Source organism: Actinomyces sp. zg328, assembly GCF_009829635.1.
In the GTDB taxonomy this organism is placed as follows: Bacteria; Actinomycetota; Actinomycetes; order Actinomycetales; family Actinomycetaceae; genus Actinomyces; species Actinomyces marmotae.
Window position 1 is genome coordinate 1 of sequence record NZ_VWPE01000017.1, and the last position, 18234, is coordinate 18234.

General features: G+C 71.9%; 18 protein-coding genes. 1 reads left to right on the forward strand and 17 read right to left on the reverse strand.

Annotated elements, in window-relative coordinates; all coding sequences use genetic code 11:
* Positions 1–87: 87 nt before the first annotated feature.
* From GVV75_RS07690 to clpS, 5 genes are read right to left on the reverse strand one after another with little or no spacing between them, the layout of a single operon-like run.
* Positions 88–633 (reverse strand): DUF3054 domain-containing protein, encoded by a 546-nt coding sequence (locus tag GVV75_RS07690; protein WP_328703522.1) that lies wholly within the window; start codon positions 631–633, stop codon positions 88–90.
* Entirely contained in the window at positions 621–1427 is an 807-nt protein-coding gene (locus GVV75_RS07695) for an MBL fold metallo-hydrolase (protein ID WP_159524105.1), read from the reverse strand. Before GVV75_RS07695 ends, GVV75_RS07690 begins: the two co-directional genes overlap by 13 nt.
* Positions 1424–2278: a glutamate racemase gene (gene murI / locus GVV75_RS07700; protein ID WP_235905456.1), complete on the reverse strand. Its 855-nt coding sequence runs from the start codon at positions 2276–2278 to the stop codon at positions 1424–1426. The genes GVV75_RS07695 and murI overlap by 4 nt, the downstream gene beginning before the upstream one ends.
* Before the next feature lie 42 nt (positions 2279–2320).
* Positions 2321–2884, reverse strand: a complete 564-nt coding sequence (locus GVV75_RS07705; RefSeq protein ID WP_159814224.1) for a DUF2017 family protein — start codon at positions 2882–2884, stop codon at positions 2321–2323.
* Entirely contained in the window at positions 2881–3204 is a 324-nt protein-coding gene (gene clpS, locus GVV75_RS07710; protein WP_159814226.1) for an ATP-dependent Clp protease adapter ClpS, read from the reverse strand. The genes GVV75_RS07705 and clpS overlap by 4 nt, the downstream gene beginning before the upstream one ends.
* Before the next feature lie 62 nt (positions 3205–3266).
* Between clpS and GVV75_RS07715 the strand changes: the two genes are divergently transcribed.
* Positions 3267–4667, forward strand: a complete 1401-nt coding sequence (locus GVV75_RS07715) for a nicotinate phosphoribosyltransferase (RefSeq protein WP_159814228.1) — start codon at positions 3267–3269, stop codon at positions 4665–4667.
* Positions 4668–4741: 74 nt separating this feature from the next.
* Here the strand turns inward: GVV75_RS07715 and GVV75_RS07720 are convergent, their stop codons facing one another.
* The 12 genes from GVV75_RS07720 to GVV75_RS07775 form a co-directional block, all read right to left on the reverse strand.
* Complete coding sequence (locus GVV75_RS07720; protein WP_159814230.1) at positions 4742–6559, reverse strand: DEAD/DEAH box helicase; 1818 nt, start codon at positions 6557–6559, stop codon at positions 4742–4744.
* A complete protein-coding gene (locus tag GVV75_RS07725; protein ID WP_159625960.1) occupies positions 6556–6894 on the reverse strand; it encodes a DUF3039 domain-containing protein in 339 nt (112 codons plus the stop codon). Before GVV75_RS07725 ends, GVV75_RS07720 begins: the two co-directional genes overlap by 4 nt.
* A 179-nt stretch (positions 6895–7073) precedes the next feature.
* Positions 7074–7817 carry a glucosamine-6-phosphate deaminase gene (nagB, locus tag GVV75_RS07730; RefSeq protein ID WP_159814232.1) on the reverse strand — a complete coding sequence of 248 codons (744 nt, stop codon included), beginning with the start codon at positions 7815–7817 and terminating at the stop codon, positions 7074–7076.
* Positions 7818–8002: 185 nt separating this feature from the next.
* The gene (locus GVV75_RS07735; RefSeq protein ID WP_159814234.1) at positions 8003–9712 is read right to left on the reverse strand and encodes a transporter; all 1710 of its coding nucleotides are present in this window, start codon (positions 9710–9712) and stop codon (positions 8003–8005) included.
* Positions 9688–10470: an ABC transporter ATP-binding protein gene (locus tag GVV75_RS07740; protein WP_328703544.1), complete on the reverse strand. Its 783-nt coding sequence runs from the start codon at positions 10468–10470 to the stop codon at positions 9688–9690. Before GVV75_RS07740 ends, GVV75_RS07735 begins: the two co-directional genes overlap by 25 nt.
* A gap of 171 nt (positions 10471–10641) precedes the next feature.
* Positions 10642–10926: an HU family DNA-binding protein gene (locus GVV75_RS07745; protein ID WP_073452310.1), complete on the reverse strand. Its 285-nt coding sequence runs from the start codon at positions 10924–10926 to the stop codon at positions 10642–10644.
* A 202-nt stretch (positions 10927–11128) separates the two neighbouring features.
* Positions 11129–11860 (reverse strand): N-acetylmannosamine-6-phosphate 2-epimerase, encoded by a 732-nt coding sequence (locus tag GVV75_RS07750; RefSeq protein ID WP_159717820.1) that lies wholly within the window; start codon positions 11858–11860, stop codon positions 11129–11131.
* 130 nt (positions 11861–11990) lie between these two features.
* Positions 11991–13028, reverse strand: coding sequence for an ROK family protein (locus GVV75_RS07755; RefSeq protein ID WP_159814237.1), 1038 nt, complete (start codon positions 13026–13028; stop codon positions 11991–11993).
* A 105-nt stretch (positions 13029–13133) separates the two neighbouring features.
* Positions 13134–14054 carry a dihydrodipicolinate synthase family protein gene (locus tag GVV75_RS07760; protein WP_159524115.1) on the reverse strand — a complete coding sequence of 307 codons (921 nt, stop codon included), beginning with the start codon at positions 14052–14054 and terminating at the stop codon, positions 13134–13136.
* Between the two features lie 53 nt (positions 14055–14107).
* On the reverse strand, positions 14108–14947 hold the full coding sequence (locus tag GVV75_RS07765; RefSeq protein WP_159524116.1) for an ATP-binding cassette domain-containing protein: 840 nt from the start codon (positions 14945–14947) through the stop codon (positions 14108–14110).
* A complete protein-coding gene (locus GVV75_RS07770) occupies positions 14947–17085 on the reverse strand; it encodes a dipeptide/oligopeptide/nickel ABC transporter permease/ATP-binding protein (protein ID WP_159524117.1) in 2139 nt (712 codons plus the stop codon). The genes GVV75_RS07765 and GVV75_RS07770 overlap by 1 nt, the downstream gene beginning before the upstream one ends.
* Positions 17085–18050 (reverse strand): ABC transporter permease, encoded by a 966-nt coding sequence (locus GVV75_RS07775; protein WP_159524118.1) that lies wholly within the window; start codon positions 18048–18050, stop codon positions 17085–17087. The genes GVV75_RS07770 and GVV75_RS07775 overlap by 1 nt, the downstream gene beginning before the upstream one ends.
* Between the last annotated feature and the right edge of the window lie 184 nt (positions 18051–18234).

Consider the following 18234-nt stretch of genomic DNA (forward strand, 5'->3'; position numbering starts at 1 on the left):
CCCATGAGCGAGACCGGTCGAAAATAGGAGCGAGACCGGTCCGCGGCCCGGTCTCGCTCCTATTTTCGACCGGTCTCGCTCAGATACTTACTGATCCTGCGCGTCGAGACGGCGCTGGAGGGGCTTGGGGGTCAGCGAGTCATGCGCCTTGGCGAAGCCGTAGAGCCAGCGCCAGCCACCGAGCACCGCCACGAGCAGCGCCCCCGTCATGACTGCCCATGACGCCAGTCCCGCGCCGCCTCCGGCCAGGGCGCGCATGACCGTCCACGCGCCCCACGCCACGACGACGACGGCCCCGCCCTCCGGCCAGGGCCTCTCGAGGTGGTGCTCGCGCCCGCGCAGCAGCGCCCAGGCGCAGGCCCAGGCGATCACCACGGCGGCGGCCCCCCGCGCCAGCGCCGTCGGGATCTCGTCGAGCTCATGAGCCCCCGCCGAGCCCAGCACCGCCACCAGGGCGGCGCCGATGGCGTCCGCGGGCAGGACGAGCCACCAGCGCGTGAGCCGGTTACGGGTCCAGGGGCAGTCAACGCCGTCGGGAACGGCGGGTGCCCAGTCGATCCGGCGCCCCGCCCCGGCGGCCGGCGAGGACGGATCGCCCCCGACCGCACCCCCGCGCTCACTCACAGTTCCCACACCATCGAGCTCATGGCGGCGTCCACCGGGCCCGAATAGGCGCGGCGGGCCTCAGCCAGCGGGATGGCGGGGTCCGTCCAGGGCTGGATGTGGGTGAGGATCAGGCGCCCCACACGCCCCTCCTGGGCGAGCTCGCCGGCGCGCAGGCCCGTGAGGTGCATGCCGCGCACCGCCTCCCCGCCCTCCACGAAGGCGGCCTCGGACAGGAGCAGGTCGACGCCGTCGGCCATGGCGGTCATGCCCTCGCAGGAGTCGGTGTCCCCGGTGAAGGCCATGGTGACGATGCGCGATCCGTCCTCGCTGGGGCCCTCGATCCGGTAGCCGTAAGCCTCCACCGGGTGCAGGGCTGTGTACGGGGTGATCGTCATGGGGCCCACGCGAACGGGGCGCCCCGGGGTGACGGTGCGGACATCGAACTCGGTGCGGTAGTCCTCGTCGGTCTTCTCCGTGCCGTCGACGCCGCGAAGGCGCTCCAGCAGGTTGGAGGGCCCGAGGGTGAGGACGGGGCCGAGGGGGCCGGCGGGGTTCCAGCGGCGGTAGACGTGCATGCCGACGAGGTCGGCCATGTGGTCGGCGTGGCAATGGGAGATGCAGATGGCATCGAGGTCGGCGGGGTCGACATGGTTGAGGAGGCGCCCCATCGAGCCCGGGCCGAGGTCGAGGATGACGGACCAGGTGTGCTCGGCGCCCACCGGGCCCAGGGGGTCACCGCCGCTGGCCTGCACCAGGTAGGAGGAGGCGGAGGAGCCTGGTCCCGACATGGAGCCGGAGCAGCCGATGATCGTGAGCCTCATGCGCTCTCCTCGGCAGAGATGGCGGGGATGGGCACGACCCGCTCAGCCCGGGCCGACGGCGCCGGGCGGCCAGCACGGGTGACTGACCCGACCTCGGGGCCCAGGAATCGGCGGGCGAGCACGGCGAAGGACTCGGGGTCCCCCGTGGAGCGGAAGTCGTGGAGGGGGGCGGGAGCGCCCGGGTCGCGGAGCAGGTCGTTCGCGGCGAGTTCCCGGTAGACGTCCTTGGCCGTCTCATCGGAGGAGGCGACGAGGCGCACGTCCTCCCCCATGACGTAGGAGATGGGGCCCACGAGCAGCGGGTAGTGCGTGCAGCCGAGGATGAGGGTGTCGACGCCGGCCTCGCGCACGGGCGCGAGGTACTCCTCGGCGACACCGAGAGCCTCGGGGCCCGTGGTCACGCCCCTCTCGGCGAGGTCGACGAAGCGCGGGCAGGCCTGGCTGATGAGCTCGACCCCCGGGACGGCGCCGAGGGCGTCGGAGTAGGCGCGCGAGTCCACGGTTCCCTGGGTGGCGATCAGTCCGACGCGCCCGTTGCGGGTCACGCGGGCGGCCGCGCGGGCGGCGGGATGGATCACCTCGATGACAGGCACGCCCTTGCCCAGGGTGTAGCGGGCGCGGGCGTCGTGGAGCACGGCCGCCGACGCCGTGTTGCAGGCGATGACGAGGAGCTTGACGCCGGAATCGACGAGCTCGTCCATCACCCCCATGGCGAGGGCGCGCACCTCGTCGATGGGACGCGGCCCGTAGGGGGTGTTCGCGGTGTCGCCGATGTAGAGGACCCTCTCCCCCGGGAGCTGATCCAGGACGGCGCGCGCCACCGTGAGCCCGCCGACCCCGGAGTCGAACATTCCGATGGCGGCGTCATTCATGGAACCGAGACTATGCGGCGCTCAGTCCCCCAGGAGCCCTGATACCAGTGATTCCTGCCACCAGGTGAGCATGGTGTAGAGGATCGCCGCCGCATGACGCTCCCTGACCTGCGGATCCGCGTCTGTGATCGGGGATGGAACGGCGAGCGAATGAATCGCCTCAGCGGCCTCGGGACTGTCGATCCCCAGACGCCGGGCGAGCAGGAGGCGGGCGTCGTTGAGCGCCCCCAGCCACGCGCCCTCGGCCCCGGCCGCTACCCGGACGGCGCCCCCGGTCCCGGAGGGGGCCAGGAGTTCGGCGATGGCGTCGCGCGCCCGGGAGTCCTTGAGGTCGCGTAGGCCAGCGCGCCGGCAGGCGGAGATGGCGACGGCGGTCTCCGGGTCCTCCGAGGCGTCGGGCAGGAGGATCTCGCGGGCCAGGGCGGCCTCGGCCCGCAGCGCCCGGTCCGCGGAGGTCTCGGCGGGATGGCCGTCGTCGGCGCCCAGGACGGTGGCGACCTGCAGAAGGAGCCCGGCCAGGGCCTCGCGCTCCTCTGGCTCCAACCGGCTCTCCCAGCCCCCCTCGACGGCGGTGAAGGCCCTCATCGGCCCTCTCCCCCGCCGTCGGTCAGGCCCGCCAGGGGCACGATGGTGGCGCGCAGCCCGTAGGAGTGCATGGCGGTGACATCGGCCTCCATGCGGGCGCGCTCGCCGCGGGAGACGGTGGCGCGGCCGGTCATGTGGACCTGCATCATGAGATGGGCGGCCTTGGACCGGGGGTAGCCGAAGTGGCTGGCGAAGACCCAGGTGACGTAGTCCATGGTGTTGATGGGGTCGTCGTGGACGACGGTGGCCCACAGGCGGTGGGCGCTGGTGCGCTCATCTGCTTGGATGCTCGGTTCCGCGACCGGCACGGCGGGGCTCATGCTGGCAGCGTAGCCGGTGGCGGCGGGTATGCGGCGCATTCGGTTCGGGCTAGGTTGTTGTCATGACGATCACGCCCGGCGCTCTCCCCGCCTCGCCGCCCACCGCGCTGTCGACCTCCCTCATGACCGACATGTACGAGCTCACCATGCTCCAGTCGGCGCTGCGGGCGGGTACGGCGCAGCGGGAGAGCGTCTTCGAGCTCTTCGGCCGCAAGTTGCCCGCCTCCCGGCGTTTCGGCGTGGTGGCGGGAACGGGGCGCCTCCTGGACGCCGTCGAGGCCTTCACCTTCACCTCTGAGCAGATCGACTTCCTGCGCCGCGCGGGGGTCGTCGACGACACCACGCTGGACTTCCTGCGCGATTACCGCTTCCGGGGGACGATCCGCGGCTACGCGGAGGGCGAGTGCTATGTGGCCGGCTCCCCCCTGCTCACGGTCGAGGGCACGTTCGCGGAGGCCTGCATCATCGAGACGCTCGCCCTGTCGATCTACAACTACGACTGCGCGGTGGCCTCGGCCGCCTCGCGCATGACGATCGCGGCGCACGGCCGCCCCTGCGCTGACTTCGGGGCGCGCCGGGCGCATGAGGAGGCGGCCATCGCGGCGGCGAGGGCGGCCGTCGTCGGCGGGTTCGCGGCGACCTCCAACCTGGAGGCCGGGATGCGCTACGGGATCCCCACGGTGGGGACCTCCGCGCATTCCTTCACCCTCCTGCACGACAGCGAGGAGGAGGCCTTCGCGGCGCAGGTGGCCTCGCTGGGCACGGGCACGACGATCCTCGTGGACACCTATGACATCGCCACGGGCGTGGAGCGGGCGGTCAGGGCCGCGCGGGACGCGGGAGGGGAGCTCGGCGCGGTGCGCCTGGACTCCGGCGACCTCGTGGCCGAGGCCTTCAAGGTGCGCGCGCAGCTCGACGCCCTGGGAGCCACGTCCACCAAGATCACGGTGACGAACGACCTCGATGAGCACGCGATCGCCGCGCTCGGCGCCGCGCCCGTGGACTCCTACGGCGTGGGGACCAAGCTCGTGACCGGCTCGGGGCGCCCGACTGCGGCCCTGGTCTACAAGCTCGTGGAGCGCCGGGGCGCCGACGGAAAGATGGCGGAGGTCGCGAAGTTCTCCTCGGGGGGCAAGGCGACTGTCGGCGGCCGCAAGTGGGCGGGCCGCGTCATCGACGGCGCGGGCACGGCCACCGAGGAGTTGCTCGTCTCGGCCAGCACCGAGGCGGAGGGCCTGGCGGCCCTGGCTGAGGCCGGGGCGCGCCCCCTGCAGGTGCCGCTCGTCGTCGACGGGACGATCGTGGAGGAGCACCGGGGCGAGGGGGCGCTGGCCGCCGCCGCTCAGCGCCACCAGGCCTCGCGCGCGGAGCTTCCCTACGAGGCCTGGCGGCTCAGTGACGGCGATGCCGCGATCCCGACCCGCTACCTCGACCTCGACGGCCGCACCGCCACCCGGCGCTGAGGAGCGCTGGGCCGGCCCGACCGGCGTCGCCGCCCCAGCGGCTCAGCGCCCCTCTCAGCACCCGTCGGCGCTTGTCAGCGCTTGCCGACGAACCAGCGGCGCAGGGTGCCCACGCGCTTCTCGATCTGCTCGGTGGTGGCCTGCGCGACCTCCGGACCCCCGCACACGCGGCGCAGCTCGTTGTGGACGGCCCCGTGGGGCTGACCGGAGCGCCGGGCCCATGCGGACACGAGCGAGTTGAGTTCCTTGCGGGCGGCGGCGCGCTTGCGGGCGTCATCGACCCCCGAGTTGGCGCGGCGCTGAGCGGCGGCGGCGGCCTGGCGCTTCTGGGACTTGATCTGCTTGTCCTGGCGGGCCCGCAGCAGGGCGGTCACCTGCTCGGGCTCGAGCAGCCCGGGAAGCCCGAGGTAGTCCTGCTCCTCCACGGACCCGACCATGGCGCCGGTACCGAACTCGCCGCCGTCGAAGAGGACACGATCGAACTCGGCGGTGGAGTTCATGGCCTCGAAGGCGCCGAAGAGGTCATCCGAGGCCTTCTCCTCCTTGTTGGCCTCGGCGATGAGACGGTCCTCCGGGTAGCCGAAGACCTCGTCCTCGTTGGAGCGCGGCTTGCCGAGCACATGGTCGCGGGCCACCTCCATCTCATTGGCCAGGCCCAGCAGCGGGGTCACCGAGGGGAGGAACACGCTCGCCGTCTCGCCGCGGGCCCGCGAGCGCACGAAGCGCCCGACGGCCTGGGCGAAGAACAGCGGCGTGGAGGTGGAGGTCGCGTAGACGCCCACGGCCAGGCGCGGGACGTCCACGCCCTCGGAGACCATGCGCACGGCCACCATCCAGCGATCGGTGGACTCGGCGAAGGCCTCGATGCGGCTGGAGGCGCCCGAATCATCGGACAGGACCACGGTGGGGGACTCCCCCGTGATCGCGGCCAACTGGCGGGCGTAGGCGCGGGCCCGCTGCTGGTCGGTGGCGATGACCAGGCCGCCGGCGTCGGGCACCTGGCGGCGCACCTCGCTCAAGCGCTGGTCCGCGGCGGCCAGCACCGCGGGGATCCACTCCCCCTTGGGATCCAGGGCCGTGCGCCAGGCCTGGGCCTCGAGGTCCTTGGTCAGCGGCTCGCCCAGGCGCGCGGCCATCTCATCACCGGCTCGCGTGCGCCAGCGCATCTCGCCCGAGTAGGACATGAACATGACCGGGCGGACGACGCCGTCGCGCAGGGCATCGGAGTAGCCGTAGGAGTAGTCGGCCTTGGAGCGCTTGACGCCCCCGGCCTCCTCGGCGTAGGTGACGAAGGGGATGGGGGACTCATCGGAGCGGAAGGGAGTCCCGGTCAGGGACAGGCGGCGCCGGGCGGGGCTGAAGGCCTCGCGGATGGCGTCGCCCCAGCTCAGGGCGTCGCCGCCGTGGTGGATCTCGTCGAGGATGACGAGGGTGCGGATGGAGTCGGTGCGGGCGCGGTGCAGCGCGGGGTTGGCGGCGACCTGCGCGTAAGTGAGAGCGACGCCGTCGAACCGGGATCCGAGCGCCCCCTGCCCGTTGGAGTAGGAGGGGTCGATGTGGATGCCGACCTTCGCGGCGGCCTCCGCCCACTGGAACTTCAGGTGCTCAGTGGGGCACACGATCGTCACCTTGTGGGCCTCGCCGAGCCGCAGGAGCTCGACGGCGATCCGCAGGGCGAAGGTGGTCTTGCCGGCTCCCGGCGTGGCCACGGCCAGGAAGTCCTGCGGCATGGCGCTCATGTACTTCTCGAGTGCGGCGGCCTGCCAGGCGCGCAGGGAGCGCGTCGTGCCCCAGGCGGCGCGCTGCGGGTAGGCCGGGGAGAGGTGCTCCGCGGCGAAGATCGATGGCTGGGTCGGGTTGTGCTGGGCCTGGCTCCCGCGCGCGGGGCTCACTGACCACCCCGGCCGAAGGGGAAGCGCGGGCGGCGCGGGCCGCCCTTGCCGTCGGCGCGCATGGACTCCATGATCTCCTTGCAGGTGGGGCACACGGGGTACTTCGACGGGTCGCGGCCGGGGGTCCACACCTTGCCGCACAGGGCGACGACGGGGCGGCCGGTGGCGGCCGCGGCGGCGATCTTGTCCTTGCGCACGTAATGGGCGAAGCGGTCGGCGTCGCCGTCGTCCGTGGACTGCAGCTCCTCGCGCTCCAGGACGGCCGTGCCGACGGAGCGCCCGGGCTCGGCGCCCGGGTCCGCGGGGCTACCAGGATCGGCAGGATCGGAGCTCATGCGGGGAAGGATCATGCGGCCAGTCTAGGCCCGCCCCCGGATGCGCTCCGAGCCGGCGGCCTGTGCGATAACTCGCCCGCCCTCCCCCTCCCCTCCGTCGTCTTTCACCGAGACCGGTCGAAAATAGGAGCGAGACCGGTCCGCGGACCGGTCTCGCTCCTATTTTCGACCGGTCTCGGTCAGGGGCGGGCAGCGGTGAGGAGGGAGGCGGCGGCGGGGTCGACCAGGACGAGGGCGTCGGCGTGGTTCTGCATGACGGTGGCGGGCCACTGGGGGCTGACCTCGCCCTCGACGAGCTGGCGCACGGCCTCGGCCTTGTTCTCGCCGGTGGCGATGAGGACGAGCTTGCGGGCCTTCATGATGGTGCCCAGGCCCTGGGTGATGCAGTGCGTGGGGACGGCGTCGATGTCGCCGTCGAAGAAGCGGGCGTTGTCGCGGCGGGTCTGCTCGGTCAGGACGTCGATGTGGGTGGCGGAGTCAAGGGAGCCGCCGGGCTCATTGAAGCCGATGTGGCCGTCGGCGCCGATGCCCAGGATCTGCAGGTCGCAGTAGCCGGCGGCGGCCATGGCGGCCTCGTAGGCCTCACAGGCGGCCTGGAGGTCGGGGTTGAGGGCGTCGGGGCCGTGGAGGGCGCCGGGGCGCATGTCGACGCGGGAGCGCAGGTGGCGCTCCATGAAGGTGGCGTAGCGCTCGGGGTGCCCCTCGGGCAGGCCGACGTACTCGTCGAGCATGAAGCCGGTGACGCCGGCGAAGGAGATCCGGCCTGCCTCGCAGCGGCGCGTGAGCTCGTCGTAGAGCGGCAGCGGGCTGGAGCCGGTGGCGGTGCCCAGGACGGCGTCCGGCTTGGCGGTCAGCAGCTCCTCGATGGCGTCGGCGGCGCGCTCGGCGATGGCCTCGGGCGTGTCCAGGATGACGAGCTCCATGGTTGCTCTCCTCGATCGATGGGGTCTCATGCGGGACGAGCGCCTGCGCGCTCCTGATCGAATCATAAAACATCCGATCATCAAACGTCACGTCGAGCGGTCGGCGCCCCCGGCGCCCCAGCAGCGCCGCGCCCGCGAGCACGGCCCAGCCCCCACGCCCTCAACGTCCGGGGGGCGGGTCAGGCTCAGCGGACGTCCTCGTGCCCGGGCCAGGACCGGATCGTGGTGAGCACCCGCGGCCCCCGCTCATCGAGGTACCGGCCTCCCAGGACGATGCCGCCCCAGGTGGCACCCGCTGCCCACAGCAGGCCGCCCGCGAGGACGAGCCACCCCCACGCCCACATCCCGCTCACCGCCGTGACGGCAAAGCCCGCGACGACGGGGGCAGTCATGAAGCCGATGATGACGAAGCCGGCGATCTGGACCAGGGCGGCAATGAAGGCCGTGCCGGAGGTGCGCGACTTCATGAGGCTCTCCCCCGGCGCGTTCATCTCGTAGAGCACGAGCACGCTCATGACGCTCGACCAGGCGTAGGCGCAGCCCATGACGGCGACGCTGAGCCCCAGCACAGCCGGCAGGATGTCCCACCGTCCACTCGCCCCGGCACCGAGGCAGGCGACGACGACGAGCAGGGGCACCTGCCACACGGCCGCGGCGACCACACGCCCCAAGCGGTCGTTGCGCCCGCTCAGCCCGGCCGACACGTGCTGCCACAGGGCAGTGGAGTCGAAGGCGAGGTCGTTGTGCAGACCCCAGCCGCACATGAGCGCGAGGAAGACGGCCCCGGCGAGCACGGCCGGTGGCGCCTCGCCCCAGGACAGGACGCGCCCGAAGGAGATAGTGGTGCCGCCCCCACTCAGGGCGGCCTGCCGGCTGCCGAGGAAGGCGACGGTCAGGATGGCCGGGACGAAGACCAGCGAGACCACCTGGGCCACGTAGCGGGGGTCGGAGCGCCAGTAGCGCAGGCACCGGGCGGCGACGGCGGCCGCGGCAGAGGGCATGACCCGTTCCAGGCGCGCGTGCCACACCAGGGCGGGCACCGCGGCGTCACGGTGAGCGGCGGCCTCGTAGGAGCGCGTGCGAACCGAGGCGCGGGCGGGCCCCGTCATCACGCGCCGGGTCACCCGCTCCCAGGCGGGCAGGAGCGCCACTGGCACGATGAGCGCCCCCAGCGCCAGGGCCACGGCGGGCAGCACATGCCCCTGGGCGAGGTAGCCGGGGGCCGCAGCCGCCCAGCCGAAGGGGGACAGACCCGCTCCGACCGCACCCGTGCTCAGGGCGGCCAGCAGACCGTCCGGGTCGCCGACGCTCATGTTGGACAGCAGTGACGGCAGCCAGGCGACGGCGAAGACCAGGAGCATGCCGATGAGACCGGCCAGCTCGCGTCCGCGGCGCGACTGTGAGACTCCCACCCCGATGACGATGACGCGGCTGAGCAGGACGCACGTGGCGAGCAGGGCGGGCGCGAGCACGAGGGAGAGCAGGGCGGCGCCCGCCTGCCCGGCGATCGCCCACACGAGCGCCGGCAGCAGCGTCCCCAGGGCGGTCAGGACGCCAGTGATGCCACAGGCCGCGGCCACGGCCAGGGCGCGCGAGAGCGAGCGCGAGGGCGCGATCCAGGCGGCCATGGTGCGCGGGTCGAGCGTGGAGTCCACTCCGGTGAACAGCAGCGGGAGGAGGGTCCAGGCCAGGACCGTCAGCGCCGCGACGGCGGCGAGGACCTGGGCGATGACGTCGACGGGGGCCTGGCCCAGGGCGATGGCGCCGGACAGGGCCAGCCCCAGGGCGCCCAGCCCGTAGAGGGTGGCGATGACGGTGCCGATGAGCGCCCAGATGTTGCGCGAGAGCGCGTTGAGGGTCAGGCGCCACCTCAGACGGACGAGGGTCGCAACCACGACAGCTCCTCCCTGGTGGTCGGGGCGCCGACGAGCTGGGCGAAGCGGGTGTCGAGGTCCTCGCCGGCGGCGACCTCCTCGGTGGTGCCGGCGGCCAGGACGCGCCCGTTGCTGATGACGGCGACGTGGGTGCAGAAGCGCTGGACGGTGGCCATGACGTGGCTGGAGATGATGACGGTTCCGCCGGCGGCGGCGAAGTCGGTGAGCAGCGACTGGATCGTCTGGGCGGAGACGGGGTCGACGGCCTCGAAGGGCTCGTCGAGGACGAGCACGGCGGGCGAGTGGATGAGGGCGCAGGCCAGGTGGACCTTCTTGCGCATGCCGGCGGAGTAGTCGGTCACGAGCGTCGTGCCGGCCTCCCACAGGCCCAGGACGTGCAGGAGCTGGGTGGCGCGCTCGATGACGGTCGCGCGGTCCAGGCCCCGCAGCAGCCCGGAGTAGGTCACGAGGTCGAGGCCGGAGAGGCGGTCGAAGGTGCGCAGGCCGTCGGGCAGGACGCCGAGCTGGGCCTTGGCACCGGCAGGGTCGGCCCACACGTCGTTGCCGTGGACGAGGACGCGGCCGCCGTCGGGCACGAGCAGGCCGGTGGACATGGACAGCATGGTCGTCTTGCCGGCGCCGTTGGGGCCCACGATGCCGTAGATGGATCCCGTCGGCACGGCGAGGCTGAGCATGTTGACGGCGATCTTCTGCCCGAAGGCCTTGCACAGCCCCTCCATGAGGAGCGCCGGGGGGCTCCCGGATGCGGTGTGGCTCATACCCCCAGGCTATGAGCGGAACGGCCGAGGCACCTCATCCGCGGGGACGATGCCGCCCCACTCCTCCCCTCAGCGACGAAAAGGGGTGCGCCACCGTCTCGGTAGCGCACCCCGGGGGCGTTCGGGCGGTCAAGAGGGGGGCGCCGTGGCGCCCACCGCCCTCAGCCGGGCTCAGTTGTCGGCGACGGCCTTCTTGAGGGCCGAGCCCACGGTCAGCTTCACGCCGTAGCCCGCGGGGATCTGGATCTCCTCACCGGTGCGGGGGTTGCGGCCGGTGCGGGCAGCGCGCTTGACGCGCTCCACGCCCATCAGGCCCGTGATCTTGACAGCCTCACCCTTCGAGACACTCTCCACGAGAACGTCCTGGAAGGCGGCGAGGAAGGCATCGGCCTCGGTCTTCTTCAGGCTGGTCTTGGCGGCGATGGCCGCGATGAGCTCGGTGCGGTTGACGGACATGTCTTGCCTCTCGGTCGTGGAGCGGCACCTCGGTTGGGTGGTGCCACTGGCCGCAACGCTATGCGCAATTGAGGCGTCTTGTCAGTCGCTGAGCCGATTTTCGGCGTGTGACACACCAGATCAGCGCCTCAATCGTCCCACGAGTCCCACCGACCACACCGGCATCGTTATGGCCTCTCACCTGGGAGTCCGCTCGAAGCGCTCAGGCTCTGGCGGCGCTGCTCCCGTCCGGGCGCCCGACGGCGCTGACGAACCAGGACGTGATCGTCGTGGGATGAGTGATCGCGGTGCCGACGACGACGGCGAAGGCGCCCCGCCCCATCGCCTGGGCGGCCTGGGCCGGGGTGTGGATCCGCCCCTCGACGACGAGCGGCAGGGAGGCGAAGCCGACGATCTCGTCGACGAGTTCGAGGTCGGGGCCGTCGGTCTTGGGGCGCTCGCCGGTGTACCCGGCCAGGGTGGTGCCCAGGACGTCGACGCCGGCGTCCTGCGCGGCGCGGGCGTCGTCGGCGCTGCCGCAGTCGGCCATGATGAGGGTGCCCGGACGGGCGGCGCGCAGTCCCTCGACGGTCTGGGCCAGGGTGAGCCCGTCGGGGCGGGGGCGGCGCGTGCCGTCCAGGGCCACGATCTGGCTGCCGGTGGCGGCCACGGCGATAGCGTGGGTGAGGGTGGGGGTGATGAAGACGCCGTCGTGCCCGTCCTTCCACAGCCCGATGACGGGCACGTCCACGTGCTGGTTGATCAGGGCGAGATCGGCCAGGCCCTGGGCGCGGATGCCGACGGCGCCGCCGGCCACGCAGGCCTGGGCGACCTCGTCCATGGTGCGGGGGTCGCGCATGGGCTCGCCGGGGTAGGCCTGGGCGGAGGCGATGAGGCCCCCTTTGAGGCGGTCGAGGACGGCCTGGCTGGTGTCGGTCTCATTCGCTTGGGTCATGACGCGGTCTTCTTTCGTGGGACGGGGGTGGGATGCGATAGGGCGGCTGAGCCCGCGATGGGCGGTGGTCGGGCCGGGGCCGGGCGGCGGTCATGCGGGGCCAGCGCCGGGCCAGCGCCGCGCCAGCGCCTCACCCCATGAGGGCGAGGGCGCCCCGGGCGGCGCCGACGATGGGGGCGGTGGTGCCGAGCTCGGCCGGGACGATCTCGATGCCGGCCAGGGGCTCGATGACCTCGGCTAAGAAGGCCTCGCGCAGCGGGGCCCACCACAGATCGCCGGCCCGGGCCAGGCCGCCGGAGATGATGATGCGCTCGGGGTCCAGGACGGTGGCCACGCCGGCGATCGCCTGGGCCAGGGCGACGGCGGCCTCCCGGTAGACGCGCGCGGCGAGCTCGTCGCCCGCCTGGGCGCGCCTCTCGACGTCGTGGGCGTTGACGGCCGCGGGGTCGCCCCCGGCGGCGAGGTAGCGGCGGTGGATCTGGGGGCCCGCGGCGATGGGCTCGAGGTGGCCGGGGCGCCCGCAGGTGCAGGTCTCTCCCGCGGCGAGCCTCGAGGGCATGTGCCCGATCTCCCCGGCGACGTGGTGGGCGCCGCGCAGGGGGACGCCGTCGAGGAGGACGGAGCCGCCCACGCCGGTGCCCACGGCCACCATGAGGGCGCAGCGGGTCGCGCGCCCGGCGCCGAGCCAGGCCTCCCCCGCCGCGTAGGCGTCGACGTCGTTCTCGACGTGGATGGGCAGGCGGCCCAGGCCCTCGGCCTCAAGACGGGCCTGGACGCCCCGCGCGACGCGGGTGCCGGTCCAGTCGGTGATGGCGTCCGTGGCCGAGACGATCTCGCCGCGCTCGACGTCGACGACGCCGGCGGTGCCGATGCCCACCGCGCCGATGGCCGCGGACCCGCCGAAGGAGCCCTCAGCGCCCGCGCCTCCTGTGCGCACGACCTTCATGACGAGGCCGGCGATGGCATCGAGCATGGCGTCGGGCCCCTCATGGGCGGGGGTGGGGACGGAGGAGATGGGACCGAGCAGCTGGCCGTCGGCGCCCACGAGCGCGGCCGCCATCTTGGTGCCGCCCAGGTCGAGTCCGACGACGACCGGGGTGCCCGCGCCGCCGGTGATGCTGGGCGCGTCAGGGGCGCCCGTCGCGCCGCTGGCGTCGGAGGAGGCCATGGGATTCCTTTCGCCGCCGGCGGTCCGGCGCAGTGAGGATGCGATGGGGGCGGGATGGGGGGCGGCCCGGGCCGGGCGCGGCGTCCGGCCCGGGCCGCGCGGGCCTCAGATGAGGCCCTCCTCCTTCATGACAGCCACGACGGCCTCCTTGTTGGCGCCCTCGAGGGGCTTGATCGGGAAGGCGACGTAGTTGGCCTTGATGATGCCGAGCTCGACCATGGCGGTCTTGAAGGCGCCGATGCCGGTGGCGTCGGCGGAGCGGCCCTGAACGGCGAAGACAGCCTCGAAGCCGGCGGCGATCCGGTCCTGGATGGCGCGCACGCGGGGCCAGTCACCCTCGCGGGAGGCGTCCCACATCTCCCGGTAGGGGCGCGGCTCGACGTTGCCGTAGCCGGGCACGAAGCCGTCGGCGCCCAGCAGGAGCATGCCGTCGACCATGAGCTCGTGGCCGGACAGGAGGGCCAGGGGGTGCCCGGCCTTCTCGTTGGCAGCCACGAGGCGGCGGAAGCCGACATCGTCGCCGGAGGAGTCCTTGACGCCGGCGATGACGCCCTCGGATCCCAGGCTCACCAGCAGGTCGCGGGAGAGCTTCTTGCCGCCCAGGCGCACGGGGACGTCGTAGGCGAACAGGGGGATCGAGATCGCCGCGGCGATGGCCCGGAAGTGGGCGGCGAACTCCTCCTCGTCGTTGAGCGCGTAGAAGGGGCAGGTCGCGACGATGCCGTCGGCGCCCAGGGCCTCAGCGCGCTTGGCGTGCTCGATGACGCGCTTGGCGGTGGTGTCGATGGCGCCGGCGAGCACCGGCACCCGGCCGGCAACGCGGGCGACGGTCCTCTTGACGATCTCATCGCGCTCGGCGTCGGTGAGGTAGGCGACCTCGCCGGAGGAGCCGAGCACGAACAGGCCGTGCATGCCGCCGTCGATGAGGTGGTCGATGACCTTGTCGAGGTCCTCGTAGTCGACGTCGCCACTGGCGGTGAAGGGGGTGACGACCGGTGGGATGACGCCGGTGAAGCGGGTGTCCATGAAGGTTCTCTTCCTGATTGCTGGGATGGGAGTGAGCACTGGGCGCGGCGCGCTCAGCCCTCAAGCAGGGACGGCACGGCGGACAGCAGCGTCCTGGTGTAGTTCTCCTGGGGGTTGTTGAAGATCTCCGCCGTCGCGTTCATCTCGAGGATCCGGCCGTAGTACATGACGGCGATCTTGTCCGAGACGTAGCGGACGGTGTTGATGTCGTGGCTGATGAACACCAGGCCCAGGCCGAGAGTGGCCTTGAGGTCCTGGAGGAGGTTGAGCACCTGGGCCCGCACGGAGACGTCGAGGGCGGAGGTGGGCTCGTCAGCCACGATGATGTCGGGATCCAGGGCCAGGGCGCGGGCGATGGCCACGCGCTGGCGCTGACCGCCGGAGATCTGGCGGGGCAGGACGTCCAGGGCGCTGGGCGGCAGGCCCACGAGGTGCAGGAGGTCGCGCACGCGGGCCTCGCGCTCCTTGGGGCTGCCGATGCCGTGGACGTTAAGCGGATCGATGAGCGTGTCGTGCACGATCATGCGCGGGTTGAGCGCGGTGGCGGGGTCCTGGAAGACCACGGACACCGAGCGGCCCAGGGCCTTGCGGTCCGCGGCCGTGTGGCCGATCCGCTTGCCCTTGAAGTAGACCTCACCCTTTGTCAGGGGCTGCAGGCCGACCATGACGCGCGCCGTCGTCGACTTGCCGCAGCCGGACTCGCCCACGAGCCCCAGGGTCTCGCCGCGGCGCACCGTCAGGGACACGTCGTTGACGGCGTGGACGGTGTCGGGCTTGAACAGGCTGCCGGTGCGCGAGGTGTGGATGACGTGCGCGTTCCTCAACTCGATGACGGGATCAGCCTCGGTCCAGGCACCGTCGGCGGTGCCACGAGGGGATGTGCGTGCGGCCATCAGTGGGCCTCCTTCGCGAGGATCGCCTCGAGCTCGGGGGTGATGGCGAAGACGTGGTCCGGGTTGCCATCGACCGGCTTGAGGGTGGGGCGGGTCTCGAGGCCCACGGTGGGGTGGGAGGAGCGCGGCGCGAAGCGGTCGCCGGCAACGAACTCCGAGGGGCTGGGCACGGTGCCGCGGACCTGGTGGAGGCGGTTGGAGCCCGCCTCGATGGACAGAACGGCGCCGAGCAGGCCCCGGGTGTACTCGTGGGTCGGGTTGACGAGGAGCTCGGTGGTCTCAGCCTGCTCGACCACCTGGCCGGCGTACATGACGGTGATCCGGTGGGCGAGCTTGGCGACCAGCGCCAGGTCGTGGGAGACGAACACCATCGCGAAGCCGAGCTTCTCGCGCAAGTCGTTGAGGAGGTCGACGACCTGCTTCTGGACGGTGACGTCCAGGGCGGTGGTGGGCTCGTCGGCCAGGACGAGGCTGGGGTCCCGGGTCAGCGCCATGGCGATGAGGACGCGCTGGCGCTGACCGCCGGAGAGCTCGTGGGGGTAGCTCTTCAGGGTGCGCTCGGGGTCGAGGCCCACGAGTTCGAGGAGCTCGACGGCGGTGCGCTTGCCCCCGCGGGAGGTGAGCTGCTTCATCTGGGCGCTGATGAGCATCGAGGGGTTGAGGGACGACAGGGCGTCCTGGTAGATCATGCTCATCTCGTGGCCGCGCAGGGCGTTGTGCTGCCCGGGCGTCATCTCGAGGATGTTCTTGCCCTTGAACAGGATCTCGCCGGAGATGCGGGCGGTCGGGGGTAGCAGTCCCATGACGGCCATCGAGGAGATCGACTTGCCGCAGCCGGACTCGCCGACCAGGCCCATCGTCTCGCCGGGGCGCACCGAGAAGGAGACGTCATCGACGATGTTGACCTCGCCGTGCTGGGCGGGGAAGGCGATGGACAGGTTCTTGACCTCAAGGATCGGGGCGGCGCCCGTGTCGGCGTAGACGAGGCGGTCGCCGCGCTCGCGCTCCGCCACCGCCAGCTGCCGGAGGCGCTCGGCCAGCGGCACGTCCTCGGCGGCGGGTTCGACGATCCCGGTGAGGCTGCTCATCGCCCCGCCCTCGGCGGCGCCCTCGGGGGCCGAGGCGTTGGCCTCGACGGCGGCGCCGGCCTCATCCCAGGCCTTGGCGGTCTCGACGGCCTCCATGGCCTCCTCATCGGCCTGGACGTCGACCTTGCGGCGGATGCGCGGCGAGGCCATGGCGTCGGTGAGGCCCTCGGACAGGACATTGAGGCACAGGGTGGTGATGAGGATCATCAGGCCGGGGAAGAAGGTCGGCCACCAGGCCCCCTGCAGGAGGAGCTCCTTGCCCTCGGAGAGCATGTTTCCCCAGGTGGGGATGTTGACGGACTTGATGCCCGCGCCGATGAAGGACAGCGAGGCCTCGAAGACGATCGCGTCGGCCACGAGCACGGTCGCGAAGACCATGATCGGGGCGAGGCAGTTGCGGGCGACGTGCTTGGCCAGGATCCAGGGCACGCCGGCGCCCATGACCTTGGAGGCCGCCACGTAGTCCTCCCCGAACTGGGACAGGATGTTGGCGCGCACGACGCGGGTGAGCTGCGGGATGTAGAGGATGGCGATCGACACGATGATCACCGGGAGCATCGGCAGGCTCTGGGACAGGGCGGAGACGAGCACGGCCGCCAGGGCGATGCCCGGGAAGGACATGAGGATGTCCAGGACGCGCATGAGGACCTCGGAGATCCACTTGCGCGCGGTGGCGGCGATGGCGCCCAGGACCACGGCGACGGCCAGGGCGAGGGCCGTGGCCGACAGGCCGACCACGATGGACACGCGCGAGCCGTAGACGACGCGGGAGAAGACGTCGCGCCCGGTCTTGTCGGTGCCGAAGAACTGCTCGCCATTGGGGCCCACGGTCACCGTGGTGATCTCACCGATCCCCTCCTGGTAGGTGGTTCCCTCGGCCAGACCCGTGGTGGAGGGGCTGTAGGTGGCGATGAACGGGGCGAAGAGCCCCATGAGCAGGATCACGAGCAGGACGACGACGGCGATCTTGGAGCCGAACGGCAGGGTCTTCCAGCCCTGGAAGCGCAGGCCGGGCTTGGCGGCCTTCTCGAGTGTGCGGCGGTGCAGCATCAGACGCTCCTGATTCGCGGGTTGACGAGGACGTAGAGCATGTCGACGATGATGTTGATGACGATGAACGCCAGCGCGACGGTAATCGAGACGCCCTGAACGATGTTGACCTCGTTGCGGGTGATGCCATCGAGGATGAGCTGACCCATGCCCTTGATGTTAAAGATGATCTCGATGACGACGGCGCCTCCCATCGCGTAGCCCACGCGCAGGCCCAGAACCGTCAGCGGGGTGATGAGCGCGTTGCGCAGGACGTTGCGCGCCACGACGATGCGCTTGGGGATGCCGGCGCCGATGGCGGTGCGCACGTAGTCGCGATCGAGCTCCTCGACCATGGCGGTGCGCACGACCCGGGTGAGCGAGCCGATGTTGGGCACGGCGATGGCCAGGGCCGGGAGGAAGACCTGGCGGACGTACTCACCGGGGTCGTCGAAGAAGTGGACCCAGTTGGTGATGAGCGCCGGGAAGATTCCCGCCCCTCCGGGCACGTCGGTGAGCCACTGGATGAGGAGCAGCGCCAGCCAGAAGGAGGGGGTGGCCAGGCACGCGATGGAGACGACGCGGATGACCTGGTCGGGCCAGCGATCGCGGTACAGGGCCGCGATGATGCCGAGAACCGCCGCGATGATGATCGCCACGGCCAGGCCGATGAGGGTGATCTGGAGGGTGATGGGGAAGGCGTCCGAGATGAGCCGGCTGATGTCGACGCCGGTGAAGCTCTGGCCGAGGTCGCCCTGGACGAGGCCGACGAGGTAGTCCCAGAACCTGGTCAGGAGGGGGTCGTTGAGGTGGTGGTCGATCCGGTACTGCTCGAGGGCGTCCGCCGATGCCGCCTCGCCCAGCGCCAGACGCGCGGGGTCTGCCGAGGAGAAAGACATGACGACGAAGACGAGCAGCGTCACACCCAGCACCATGACGGGCAGCGCCAGCAGGCGCCGTCCAATCAGGCGGATGAGGTTGGACACTGGAGTGCTCCTTTGCTTCGGTGTCCCGCCCAGGCGGGCGGTGGGTGGCCTGCCGGCTCGCCCCGGCGCCCAGGGGCGCGAGGGGCCGGTCGGGAGACCTCAGACATATTGTCTGACGTCTGATGTTCAATGGCAAATTGGCGCTGACCCGCCAATCGCGACGCGGCGCTCCCCCGACGAGAGG